Genomic DNA, 12,401 nt, shown 5'->3' on the forward strand with positions numbered 1-12,401 from the left:
TGCCCGAGGGTTTAGCGCAGGATTACCGGCTGGGTGTCAGGCGGCAGGTTGTTGCGCGTCGGCGCTTGTCCTGGCTGCTGATAACCGCCGCGGCCCAGTTGCTCGGCCATCTGCCGGGCAACGTCTTCGCCCAGGGACTTGGACACTTCGCGCACCACCCGTGGGCGGTTCAGCGAGATCCGCACATCACGGTTGTTCACCAGCTTGGTGTCCTGACCTTCACCCATGGCGGTAAAGGCCGAGGTGATTTCGAAGGTCTTGGTGTTGATCAGGCTGAAGTCGGCCACCAGGGTCAGTGCCAGCACCGCCGAGTAGCTGTCGGTGTTGGCCAGCTCGTTGATATCGCGGTTGAAGTCGATATCCGACAGGGTGCCGAACAGCACGTAGTCGGCGCCCTTGAAGTTGCCGGCCTTGATGCGCTTGATCACGTCGTACACGTTGGCGGTGGACGCGCTGGTGTGGGGCGTGCCCTGCATCAGCTGGAACATCCCGGACTTGAGGATCTCGCCCTTGATGTCACCGGTGAACTTGCGCAGCTCACCTTCCTCGATGTAGCTGGTGCTCGACTCCATCTCGTTGTAGCTCGACGAACCGCTGGCGCTGGCATAGCCCTCGCGATAGCTGTTCTGCGACGACACGATGTGGATGTATTCCTGCACACGTTCCTGGTACGCCAGGTCCATGACTGCAACTTTAGGGGCCGCCTGCGCGCCAAACGCGCAAGCCAGGGCCATGATGCCAATCCATGCACGCATTGCTTAGCGCTCCGTGGTTTTGCGGATCTCTTTCTCGTCCATCCACTCGGCCAGACCGCTCTCGACGTCGATCAATTGCAGGCTGAATTTGTAGAAGACGTCCTTGTAGTCGCTGCTGCGCTTGACGATCGAGCTGATCGAACCTTCAAGACGGTATTTGGCGGCGATCATGTTGCCGGTCTTGGCCACGGTGCCTTTCTTGTACAGGCCGCTCTGGTTCTGCAGCTTGAGCTGGTCGACCTGGCTCTGCATCGCGGTGTTGTCGCTGGCGAAGCGGGCGGTGCCGGACTTCATCAGCTGGGTCTTGATCGAGGTGGTGATCTCGCGGGTATCGATGTACTCGCTGGTCTTGTTCTTCACGTCGTAGACCTGGACCACAGGGCGACCCTGCAGGATCCCGGACTGGGCCAGGGAGCGGGTCATGGACTCGGCGATCATCTGCAGGTCGGTGGAACCGAACTCGTTGGTCACCAGTTCCACGGCCTTGCTGTCGCCGTAGCCGATGTTCTTGCCGCCCAGGACGGGGGAGTTATTGGCGCAGCCACTGGCCAGCAGGGCGGCAATGGCGAGGAAAGAAAAGCGTGCAAACATGGGTGTGCTCTCTAAATCTGATGGGGTGGCGATTTATTGGGTTTTGACTTCCATGCGAAAGTCAGTGGCCTGGGGGACCGGAGCAATGGCCGGCAGGAAGGTGGCTTGCGCTGCGTACAGGTTGAACACCTTCCAGCTTTCTTCATCAGCCACCGGGAAACCGTCGTTGCCCAGCCAGACGAAGCGGTAGTACATGGTCATGTTGGTGTGGCTGGTGTTGTTCAGCGCCACCTTGACCGTCAGGAAGCCGTTTTCACGGGCGACCCGCATTGCGCCGATGGCAATGTTGTTGAACTTGTTCATCACCACCACCTTGCTCGCGGCGCTGCCGGGAGCCGGTGGTGGAGGGGTTGCGCAGCCGCCCAGAAGGGCCAGCGCGGCGACAGCGATGATTTTGAAGCGCATGAGAGTCTCCGCTTAAGGTTGTTTGAGGCTGATCACAGCCTGGCTATTGGCGCTGGGCATTACCTGAGCGGCCAGGCCGCTGCTGAATACCTGGTTGCCGACCACGCGCAGGGTTACGACCTGATAGCGCCGGTCGATCTTGACCTGCACCTGGGAGCCGCCCTGGGCGCTAGGCAGGGTGATCTGGTGCTCGCCCTGCTTGACCCGCATGCGCGTCACCAGGGTGTTGTCCGGCAGGGTGCGCCAGGTGCGGGTGTCCGCACCTTCGGTCACGGCCGAAGCAATGCCCACGGCCAGTCCGGCCAGCGGGTTGACGTCGTTCAGTTGTTTTTGCGCCACGCCACGGGTCACGGCGCGCACGGTGGTGCGCAGGATGATCCCCGGCATGTCGTCACGCAGGGCGCGGCGGGACATGGCGGTGGTGCTGTTGAGCTGGGTCAGGGACTGTTGCTGGCCATCCACGGCGATCTGGGTGAAGGCTGGGGTCGTGGTGTCCGGCTTGATCACCGGGAACGACAGCGGGGTGATCACCAGGTTGCCGCTGATGGGCAGCGGCAGTGGAATGCGAATCGAGTCGCGGGCCGGCGCCAGGCCGCTTTGCACCACGATCAGGATGTCGCTTTCGTCAGCGGCGAGCTCGGGCTTGGCAACGGGCTTGGCCGCAGCCTTGGCCGACGACTTTTTGGATTTGCCCGATACCTTGACGGTCGGCACGGCGGCTGGCTCGTCCAGGTTCAGCAGCGCCTGTTCCAGCAGCGGGGTGTTGGGGCGCAGTTCGGCGGCCTTGCGGTAGCCCGGCGCCGCCATGTCTTTTTCACCCAGGGCTTCGTAGACGAAGCCGGCCAGGTAGTGGCTGAACGCGCTCTGGTAGCTGTTTTTCAGGCTGACCACATCGGGCGCATCAAGGGACTCGATCGGGTAACCCTTGAGGTCCTTGTACTCGGTCTTGACGCCCTGTTTTTCGGCTTCGTCCTCGCGCTTGAGGTATTCCTTGTCGCGCAGCTCGGCGATCACCGCTTCACGTTCGTGGGTTTTCTTGATTTCGGTACGGGCGCCGTCGAAATCGTTCTGAGCCAGCAGGTTCAGGGCCATCTGAGTGGTCAGCATGACTTTTTCGTAGTCGTAGCCTTCGTAGCGCCGCACCTTGTCGTTGATCAGGAAACTGCCGAATTGGGCCAGGTACTTGTCGGTGTCGAGCTTGACCGAGTCTTCCCAGTTGCCCACCACCTGGTCGGCATGGCGCCAGGCCGTCTGGCTACCGTTGAGGTCGCCCTTGGCCCGCAGCAACTCGCCTTTTTCGAAGTAATAGAGCAGGTCTTTGTCTTCGCTCTGGTTGTTCTTTTCCAGCAGGGCCAGGGCAGCATCGACGTGGCCGGCGCCCAGTTGCTGGTTGGTTTCCTGAAGCTCGTTATCGTAGCTGCGGAAGGCCGAACAGCCAGCCAGCAGGGTGGCCGCACTGAGGGCGAACAAGGTGAGGGCGCGGGAGGCCATGGGTACTTCTTCCCTGAATTGGGCAGCCTGGCGCGCGGGTAGGGCTGGACGGACCCACTGGCAGGACAACTGGCTATCCTGCCAATTCCTCATAAAAAAGAGGAGCTTAAATACCCTATCGCGATAACTAGGGCGCGGCATTATAGCGACGGATGATGGCCTTGTACTGGCTTTTTAATTTCATTTATTAAGTGGGTGCCAGTACGCGGAATCAGGGGGGAGCGGGGGGCGGATGTCTGCCTCGGGCATTTACGCCGGCGTTCGACAGCGGCTGCGATCAGCGGGCGTGGCTTTTTGGCGTCGAGGGCAAATTTGCGTAAGTCGGGCCAGTGGCCCGTAACACCCTGCCGGCAAGGCTTGCGCCCGGTTTTGCGGGGCTGATGGCGCAGGCGCGGCGTCATGGCGCTTGAGTGAAGCTCATTGGAAGTGAACAATATGTAACTTCGTATTACCAATTGAGATTGATTGATGATTGCCCCTTCCCGTTTCCTGGCGTGGCTTGTGCTGCCGCTATTGGCCCTGTGCAGCTCCAATCTGCTGGCCGATACCGTTGAAGGCGCGCCCAAGGCCCTGCATTTGCTCGATTACATCGGCGCGGATTACCCGTCCACGGTCGAGGCGGGCAAGGTCATCGACGACGCCGAGTACAGCGAACAGCTGGAATTTCTGGGGGTGCTGCAGGGGTTGATCGCCGATCTGCCGTCCAAACCGGAGAAGGCCGAGCTGGAAACCGGTGTCAGCAGCCTGCGCAGTGCCATCGGCGCCCGTGAAGACGGGGCGGCGGTCGCCCGCCAGGCCCGGCAATTGGGGGCGAAGCTGGCGGTGGCCTATGAGGTCAGCCAGGCGCCGATCATTACCCCGGACCCGACTCGCGGCGCGCCCCTGTATGCCCAGCATTGCTCGGTGTGCCATGGCGACACGGGGGCGGGCGATGGCCCGGCGGGTGTTGGCCTGACGCCGCCACCGGCCAACCTGCGCGATGCCGCGCGCCTGGATCGCCTGAGCCTGTACGCGATCTACAACACCCTGGGGCTGGGAGTCGAAGGCACCGACATGCCGTCGTTCGCCGACCAGTTGGACGACCGCCAGCGCTGGGACCTGGCGACTTACATCGCCAGCTTCAGTGCGGACCCGGCAGCGGCCAAGGGGGCCGAGGTGTTCAACCTTGCTGACCTGGCCCGGCAAACCCCCGGCGAAGTCCTTTCCGCCCAGGGCCCGGCGGCCGCCGCGACCTTCCGTGCCCAGCGCGCGCAACCGCCGCAGGTCAAGCGCGGTCCGGCGCAATTGCTGGACTACACCGCCTCGACCCTCGACAAGAGCCTGGCCGCCTACCGCGCCGGGGATCGCGAGCAGGCGTATGACCTGTCGGTGGCGGCTTACCTCGAGGGCTTCGAGCTGGTGGAAAGCTCCCTCGACAACGTCGACGCCACTGTGCGCAAAGACACCGAGAAATCCCTGATGGCTTACCGTCAGTCGCTGCAGGACGGCTTGCCGGCGGAGCAGGCCGAGCAGCGCCTGGCGGCGGCCAAGGCCAAGCTCAAGGAGTCCGCGGACCTGTTGGGTTCCGATGGCTTGAGCTGGTCCCTGAGCTACATCTCCGGGTTGCTGATCCTGCTGCGCGAGGGCCTGGAAGCGATCCTGGTGCTGGCGGCGATCCTCGCCTTCCTGCGCAACACCGGCCAGCAGTCGGCGGTGCGCAGCGTCAACGTCGGCTGGGGCCTGGCCTTGCTGGCGGGCTTGGCGACCTGGGCCCTGGCGGCCTATGTGATCGATGTCAGCGGCTCGCAGCGTGAACTGCTGGAAGGCGCCACGGCGCTGTTTGCCAGTGTGATGGTGCTGTGGCTGGGGGTGTGGATGCACGACCGGCGGCACGCGGCGGCCTGGCAGGACTACATCAAGAGCAGTCTGGTGGGCGGCGGTGGGCGGTTTGGTTTTGCGATGCTGGCGTTTTTCTCGGTCTACCGCGAACTGTTCGAAGTCATCCTGTTTTATGAAACCCTCTGGCTGCAGGCCGGCCCGGCCGGGCATAACGCGGTGCTGGCCGGTGGCGCTACCGCGCTGGTACTGCTGGTGGGCCTGGCCTGGGTGATTCTGCGGGGCTCGGCGAAACTGCCCCTGGCGCTGTTCTTCGGCATCAACGCCGCGCTGCTGTGCGCGTTGTCGGTGGTGTTCGCCGGGCACGGGGTCAAGGCATTGCAGGAGGCCGGGATTTTTGGCACCCGTCCGGTGCCGTTCTTCGACTTCGACTGGCTGGGGATCCACGCCGATGCCTACTCGCTGGCGGCCCAGGCCGTGGCGATCGTGGCGATCGTGGTGCTTTACAGCCGCAGCCGCAACGCCGAGAAGCGTCGGGTACAGGCTTCCTAGGCCTCGATAGCGGGTTTATAGCGGGCAAGCCCGCCCCTGCGGCTAAAGTGCAGGGGGCGGGTTTGCCCGCAGTGCATTCAGGAGGAAGGATTATGCGTGTCTGGGTCGATGCCGACGCTTGCCCCAAGGCGGCCAAGGATCAGTTGGTGCGCTTCGCCTTGAAGCGTCAATTCGAGGTGGTGCTGGTGGCCGGGCAAAGCCAGATCAAGCCGGCGTTTACCTGCGTCAAGCTGATCGTGGTGCCCAGCGGGCCGGATGCCGCCGACGATTATCTGGTGGAACACGCCGTACCGGGCGAGCTGGTGATCTGCAGTGATGTGCCACTGGCGGACCGGTTGGTGAAGAAAGGCGTGGCGGCCCTTGATCCTCGCGGCAAGGAGTTCGACGCGCAGAACATGGGAGAGCGCCTGGCAGTGCGCAACCTGTTCACCGACCTGCGCGAACAGGGGCAGGTCGGCGGCGGGCAGGGGCCTTACGGTGATCGCGAGAAGCAGGCGTTCGCCAACTCACTGGACCGTATCCTGACGCGGCTGGCGCGTCAGGCCTGAGCGTCGCTCCCCAGATCGCGAACAGGTGCTGAGGCAGCGAGGGCGGTCAGTCGTTTTCGTGGGTCAGTTCCAGCACTCGGTCCACCAGCTTGTTGATGCCGGATGCGGCTTCGCTGATGGACTGGGCGAGCATGTAGGCCGGGGTGCTCACCAGTTTGCGGGCTTTGTCCTCGATGATTTCACTGACTTCGCAGTCGGTGTGGGTGGCGCCCATCTTGCCCATGGCGGCGGCGGTGTCGGCATCGTTGCCGATGGTGCAGATCACCCCCGGGCCGTAGATCTTCGCCGCCAGTGCCGGCGAAATGCAGATCAGGCCCACCGGCTTGCCAGCCTCGGCAAAGGCTTCGGCCAGCGCCAGTACATCTTCCTGGACCTTGCAGCCCGCGCCTTCGACGGCAAAGTTGGAGAGGTTCTTGGCCGCGCCAAAACCTCCGGGCACGATCAGCGCATCGAAGTCTTCGGCGTTGGCTTCGCGCAGGTTCTTGACCTCGCCACGGGCAATGCGCGCCGATTCCACCAGCACGTTGCGCGACTCGTCCATGGTTTCACCGGTCAGGTGGTTGATCACGTGCATCTGCGCGATGTCAGGGGCGAAGCACTGGACCTTGGCGCCGCGTTGGTCGAGACGCAGCAAGGTGATCACACTTTCATGGATCTCGGCGCCGTCGTATACGCCACAACCGGAAAGGATCACTGCAACTTTTTTGCTCATGGGTTTTTCTCCAGATTCATGGCGCTAAATGTCCACTAAATTGTCATGGGTTGCCATAGGGTTATTTCACCGCGGGCCCTAATCTCGCGTATCGATTCCGGTCAGGTCGCGTCATGAACTTCATCCTCTATGCGGTGCCGTTTTTCTTCGTATTGATTGTTGTCGAACTGTTGGCCGATCGCTGGCGCGGGGTGAACAACTACCGCGTCGCCGATGCCGTCAACAGCATCAGCACCGGTATGCTGTCGACCACCACGGGGCTTCTGACCAAGGGTGTGGGCCTGGTGACCTATGCCTTTGCCCTGAAGCACCTGGCGCTGTTCGAGTTGCCGGCCGACAGCGTCTGGGTCTGGGTATTCGCCTTTGTGCTCTATGACTTCTGCTACTACTGGCTGCATCGCTTCGGCCATGAACGCAACATCCTCTGGGCCGCCCATTCGGTGCACCACCAGAGCGAGGACTACAACCTCTCCACGGCCCTGCGCCAGACCAGCACCGGCTTCCTGCTGAGCTGGATCTTCTACCTGCCGCTGGCCGTGGCCGGCGTGCCACTGCTGGTGTTTGTCAGCGTTGCGGCGCTGAACCTGCTCTACCAGTTTTGGGTGCATACCCGGCATATCCCCAAGCTCGGCTGGTTCGAATGGTTCTTCGTGTCGCCGTCCAATCATCGGGCCCACCATGCACAGAACGCTCTCTACATGGATCGCAACTACGGCGGCGTGTTCATTATTTGGGACCGTCTATTTGGCTCGTTCCAGGAAGAAGACGATAACGAGCCCGTGATATTTGGGGTGACCACGCCCCTGGCCAGTTGGAACCCGATCTGGGCCAACCTGCAGTTTTATGCACAGCTGTGGGAGGACGCGCGGCGTACCGAAAGCTACTGGGACAAGCTGCGGATCTGGTTCATGCGCACCGGCTGGCGCCCGGCGGATGTGCGGGCCAAGTACCCGCTGGCCAAGCCGGACCTGAGCCAGTTCCGCAAGTTCGAGGTGGAGCTGGATGTGCGCCAGCAGGTGTACGTGGTGCTGCAGTTCTCGGTGTATGTGGCGCTGGGCAGCTACCTGATGAACCTGGAGAACAGCTTGCCGACCGGTGCCTTGGTACTGGGCTGGGGCGCCATAGCATTCGGGTTGTTCGTGCTGGGCGCGGCGCTGGAGAATCGGCCGTGGGCGTTGAAGCTGGAGGCTGTGCGGCTGCTGTCGAACCTGCCGCTGGTGTGGCTGGCGCCGCTGGTCGGGCTGTGGCCGGCCAGCCCGTTGGGCTGGATCGGCCTGCTGAGCTACAGCCTGCTCAGTGTGATCGGTCTGTATTACGTCAGAGGCCGGGTTACTCGACTGGCGTCTTGATTTCGGCCTTCTTGTCCTGCTCGGCCTGGTAGATCTCCTTGGCCAGCCGCGCGTTCTTCAGGCGCCGGCGCAACCACAGGCCCAGGCCCAGGATCAGCAGGGCGCCCAGCACCCACAGCTCGTACTTCTTGATGCTGCCGAGCATGCCCTCGAGCACTGCACCGAAGTGGTAGGCGGCAGCGGCCAGGGCGGTGGCCCAGATGGCTGCGCCGATACCGTTGAGCAGCAGGTAGCGTCCCGGCGGATAGCCGGACAGGCCAATGGCCACGGGCATGACCGTGCGCAGGCCGTAGACGAAGCGGAAAGTCAGTACCCAGATATCCGGATGCTTGCGGATATGCTCCAGCGCCCGGTCACCCATCAATTGCCAGCGGGGTTTGCGCGCAAGCAATTTGCGCCCGTGCTTGCGCCCGAGGAAATACCAAAGCTGGTCGCCGGCGTAGCTGCCGAAGAAGGCCACTACCACCACCAGATTGATATCCATGTATCCGCGAAACGCGAGGAAGCCCGCGAGCACCAGAATGGTTTCGCCTTCGAAGAACGTGCCGAGAAAAAGGGCGAAGTAGCCGAAGTCATGCAGAAATTGTTGGAGCATTGTCTGGGTGCTGGCGAAATGAACGCGCAGCCTACCCCTTCGAGGACATAGAGGAAAGTATCGAAATGTGTCTCGACGTGAACAAATCCAGCAATGACAATCACTGCGACTACAGGTCACAGGGTTAAGCACAACTGTCATTCGTTCGTCATAATGGCCGCTTATAACTGTCACGCTCGCCCGCCAGCGCGGGCTCAGGAGTCTGCCGTGAGCTTTACCCCTGCCAACCGCCTGTTCCCCGCCACCCGCCTGCGCCGCAACCGTCGTGATGATTTCTCTCGCCGCCTGGTTCGTGAAAACGTCCTGAGCGTCGACGATCTGATCCTGCCGGTGTTCGTGCTCGAGGGCGAGAACCGTCGGGAAGCGGTGGCTTCGATGCCGGGGGTGGAGCGCCTGACCATTGACCTGCTGCTCGAAGAGGCAGCGACTTGGGTCGAGCTCGGGATTCCGGCGCTGGCCCTGTTTCCGGTGACTCCGGCGGCGCTCAAGTCCCTGGACGCGGCCGAAGCCTGGAACCCGGAAGGTATTGCCCAGCGCGCAACCCGCGCCTTGCGCGAGCGCTTTCCGGAGCTTGGGGTCATCACCGATGTGGCGCTGGACCCGTTCACCACCCATGGCCAGGACGGGATTCTCGACGCAGACGGTTATGTGCAGAACGACATCACCGTTGACGCCCTGGTCCGCCAGGCGTTGTCCCATGCCGCGGCCGGTGCCCAGGTGGTGGCGCCATCGGACATGATGGACGGGCGGATCCAGGCGATCCGCGAGGCCCTGGAGCTGGCCGGTCACGTCAATGTGCGGATCATGGCCTACTCGGCCAAATACGCCAGCGCCTATTACGGCCCGTTCCGCGATGCGGTGGGCTCGGCGCTGAACCTGGGCAAGGCCAACAAGGCCTCGTACCAGATGGACCCGGCCAACAGCAATGAAGCGCTGCATGAGGTGGCCGCCGACCTGGCGGAAGGCGCGGACATGGTGATGGTCAAGCCCGGCATGCCTTATCTGGACATCCTTTATAGGGTCAAGGATGAATTCAAGGTGCCGACCTTTGTCTACCAAGTCAGCGGCGAGTACGCCATGCATATGGCGGCGATTCAGAATGGATGGTTGGGTGAAGGGGTTATTCTTGAATCCCTGACCGCTTTTAAACGTGCAGGTGCCGATGGCATCCTGACTTACTTTGCCGTTCGTGCTGCTCAATTGTTACGAGAGCAAAAATAGCCCTCCCAGGAACACGCGATGAATACCGAAGGACTTACTGAAGTTGCCGTAAAAGACGCTCAGCCTGTGATTGAGCAAGTTGCCGAAACCCCGCCCGAGCTGGAGACCCCGCCTGCGGTGGTCGCGGCCGCGGTCGAGTCGCCGCAGGCGGCCCCGGCGATCGCGATTCCCAGCCTGGATGACAGCAGCCTGTACATCCACCGCGAATTGTCGCAACTGCAGTTCAACATCCGGGTCCTGGAGCAGGCGCTGGATGAGTCCTACCCTCTGCTGGAACGGCTCAAGTTCCTGCTGATCTTCTCCAGCAACCTCGACGAATTCTTCGAGATCCGCGTTGCCGGCCTGAAAAAGCAGATCACCTTCGCCCGTGAACAAGCCGGGGCCGACGGCCTGCAGCCGCACCAGGCGCTGGCGCGCATCAGCGAACTGGTGCACGGCCACGTCGACCGCCAGTACGCGATCCTCAACGACATCCTGTTGCCGGAGCTGGAGAAACATCAGGTCCGCTTTATCCGTCGCCGCAACTGGACCACCAAGCTCAAGACCTGGGTCCGCCGCTATTTCCGCGACGAAATCGCGCCGATCATCACCCCGATCGGCCTCGACCCGACGCACCCATTCCCGTTGCTGGTGAACAAGAGCCTGAACTTTATCGTCGAGCTGGAAGGGATCGATGCCTTTGGCCGTGATTCCGGCCTGGCGATCATCCCGGCGCCGCGCCTGCTGCCGCGCATCATCAAGGTGCCGGAAGAAGTCGGCGGCCCAGGCGACAACTATGTGTTCCTGTCGTCGATGATCCACGCCCATGCCGATGACCTGTTCCAGGGCATGAAGGTAAAAGGCTGCTATCAGTTCCGCCTGACCCGTAACGCCGACCTGGCCGTGGACACCGAGGACGTCGAAGACCTGGCCCGCGCCCTGCGCGGCGAGCTGTTCTCCCGTCGCTACGGCGACGCGGTGCGTCTGGAAGTGGCCGACACCTGCCCGAAACACCTGTCGGACTACCTGCTCAAGCAGTTCAACCTGCACGAGACCGAGCTGTATCAGGTCAATGGCCCGGTTAACCTGACGCGCCTGTTCAGCATCACCGGCCTGGACAGCCATCCGGAGCTGCAATACACGCCGTTCACCCCGCAGATCCCCAAGCTGCTGCAGAACAGCGAGAACATCTTCAGTGTGATCAGCAAGCAGGACATCCTGTTGCTGCACCCCTTCGAGTCCTTTACCCCGGTGGTCGACCTGCTGCGCCAGGCCGCCAAGGACCCCCACGTGCTGGCTGTCCGGCAGACCCTGTACCGCAGCGGCGCCAACTCGGAAATCGTCGATGCGCTGGTGGATGCGGCGCGTAACGGCAAGGAAGTCACGGCGGTGATCGAATTGCGCGCGCGGTTCGACGAAGAGTCCAACCTGCAGTTGGCCAGCCGCCTGCAAGCGGCCGGTGCGGTGGTGATCTACGGTGTGGTCGGCTTCAAGACCCACGCCAAGATGATGCTGATCCTGCGCCGTGAAGCCGGCGAGATCGTGCGTTACGCGCACTTGGGCACCGGCAACTATCACGCGGCCAACGCCCGTCTCTACACCGACTACAGCCTGCTGACCTCCGACGACGCCCTGTGCGAAGACGTGGGCAAGTTGTTCAGCCAGTTGATCGGCATGGGCAAGACCCTGCGCATGAAGAAGCTGCTGCACGCGCCGTTCACCCTGAAGAAGGGCATGCTCGACATGATTGCCCGGGAGACTCAGTTCGCCCTCGACGGCAAGCCGGCGCACATCATCGCCAAGTTCAACTCGCTGACCGATCCGAAGATCATCCGCGCGCTGTACAAGGCCAGCCAGTCTGGCGTGCGTATCGACCTGGTGGTGCGCGGCATGTGCTGCCTGCGTCCGGGCATCGCCGGGGTCTCGCACAACATTCATGTGCGCTCGATCATTGGCCGCTTCCTGGAGCACACCCGGGTGTTCTACTTCCTCAACGGCGGCGAGGAGCAGATGTTCCTCTCCAGTGCCGACTGGATGGAGCGCAACCTCGACAAGCGGGTCGAGACCTGCTTCCCGGTCGAGGGCAAGAAGCTGATCCTGCGGGTCAAGAAAGAGTTGGAGAGTTACCTCACCGACAACACCCACAGCTGGAGCCTGCAGTCGGACGGGCGCTACATCCGCAACACGCCGACCGGCAACCAGAACCCGCGCAGCGCCCAGGCGATTCTGCTGGAGCGCCTGAGCAATCCAGTGTTGAGCGTTCGCTAGGAGAAGTGACAGCGAAGCGGGGGGCCCCCCCGCCCCCCCCCGGGCGCCATGCCAGAAGAAGCCGGTGACGACCCCCGGCACCCCCACCCCCACCCGCGGCGCGCGGGCGGGGGTACGCGG

11 protein-coding genes are annotated in these 12,401 nt (G+C 62.7%); 5 read left to right on the plus strand and 6 right to left on the minus strand.

All coding sequences use genetic code 11. The annotated features are described in order from the left end of the window. Positions 1-11 precede the first annotated feature (11 nt). The 4 genes from ACOZJV_RS19125 to ACOZJV_RS19140 are packed head-to-tail and all read right to left on the minus strand — an operon-like array spanning position 12 to position 3,242. On the minus strand, positions 12-755 hold the full coding sequence (locus ACOZJV_RS19125; RefSeq protein WP_020295957.1) for a hypothetical protein: 744 nt from the start codon (positions 753-755) through the stop codon (positions 12-14). 3 nt (positions 756-758) lie between these two features. Beyond that, positions 759-1,346, minus strand: coding sequence for a penicillin-binding protein activator LpoB (lpoB, locus tag ACOZJV_RS19130; protein WP_078470509.1), 588 nt, complete (start codon positions 1,344-1,346; stop codon positions 759-761). 33 nt (positions 1,347-1,379) lie between these two features. Next, a complete protein-coding gene (locus ACOZJV_RS19135) occupies positions 1,380-1,751 on the minus strand; it encodes a YcfL family protein (protein WP_078470510.1) in 372 nt (123 codons plus the stop codon). 12 nt (positions 1,752-1,763) lie between these two features. Next, positions 1,764-3,242, minus strand: coding sequence for a COG3014 family protein (locus ACOZJV_RS19140; protein WP_421548241.1), 1,479 nt, complete (start codon positions 3,240-3,242; stop codon positions 1,764-1,766). A gap of 468 nt (positions 3,243-3,710) precedes the next feature. Between ACOZJV_RS19140 and ACOZJV_RS19145 the strand changes: the two genes are divergently transcribed. Both ACOZJV_RS19145 and ACOZJV_RS19150 read left to right on the plus strand, forming a co-directional pair. Continuing rightward, positions 3,711-5,609 carry an FTR1 family protein gene (locus ACOZJV_RS19145; protein ID WP_421548242.1) on the plus strand — a complete coding sequence of 633 codons (1,899 nt, stop codon included), beginning with the start codon at positions 3,711-3,713 and terminating at the stop codon, positions 5,607-5,609. Between the two features lie 92 nt (positions 5,610-5,701). After that, on the plus strand, positions 5,702-6,157 hold the full coding sequence (locus tag ACOZJV_RS19150; protein ID WP_020295951.1) for a YaiI/YqxD family protein: 456 nt from the start codon (positions 5,702-5,704) through the stop codon (positions 6,155-6,157). 46 nt (positions 6,158-6,203) lie between these two features. Here the strand turns inward: ACOZJV_RS19150 and elbB are convergent, their stop codons facing one another. Then, on the minus strand, positions 6,204-6,869 hold the full coding sequence (gene elbB / locus ACOZJV_RS19155) for an isoprenoid biosynthesis glyoxalase ElbB (RefSeq protein WP_078470513.1): 666 nt from the start codon (positions 6,867-6,869) through the stop codon (positions 6,204-6,206). Positions 6,870-6,982: 113 nt separating this feature from the next. Here elbB and ACOZJV_RS19160 point away from each other — a divergent pair, with 113 nt between their 5' ends. Next, positions 6,983-8,218, plus strand: a complete 1,236-nt coding sequence (locus ACOZJV_RS19160; protein WP_201128517.1) for a sterol desaturase family protein — start codon at positions 6,983-6,985, stop codon at positions 8,216-8,218. On the opposite strand, the gene ACOZJV_RS19165 is transcribed toward ACOZJV_RS19160, so the two are convergent. Next, the gene (locus tag ACOZJV_RS19165; protein WP_020295948.1) at positions 8,199-8,813 is read right to left on the minus strand and encodes a DedA family protein; all 615 of its coding nucleotides are present in this window, start codon (positions 8,811-8,813) and stop codon (positions 8,199-8,201) included. The two genes, ACOZJV_RS19160 and ACOZJV_RS19165, sit on opposite strands and share 20 nt — an antisense overlap. 207 nt (positions 8,814-9,020) lie before the next feature. Between ACOZJV_RS19165 and hemB the strand changes: the two genes are divergently transcribed. Beyond that, positions 9,021-10,034, plus strand: coding sequence for a porphobilinogen synthase (gene hemB, locus ACOZJV_RS19170; protein WP_020295947.1), 1,014 nt, complete (start codon positions 9,021-9,023; stop codon positions 10,032-10,034). An 18-nt stretch (positions 10,035-10,052) separates the two neighbouring features. Beyond that, entirely contained in the window at positions 10,053-12,281 is a 2,229-nt protein-coding gene (ppk1, locus tag ACOZJV_RS19175) for a polyphosphate kinase 1 (RefSeq protein WP_078470515.1), read from the plus strand. Positions 12,282-12,401 lie beyond the last annotated feature (120 nt).

It is taken from the genome of Pseudomonas sp. QD4 (assembly GCF_049199125.1).
Classification (GTDB): Bacteria; Pseudomonadota; Gammaproteobacteria; order Pseudomonadales; family Pseudomonadaceae; genus Aquipseudomonas.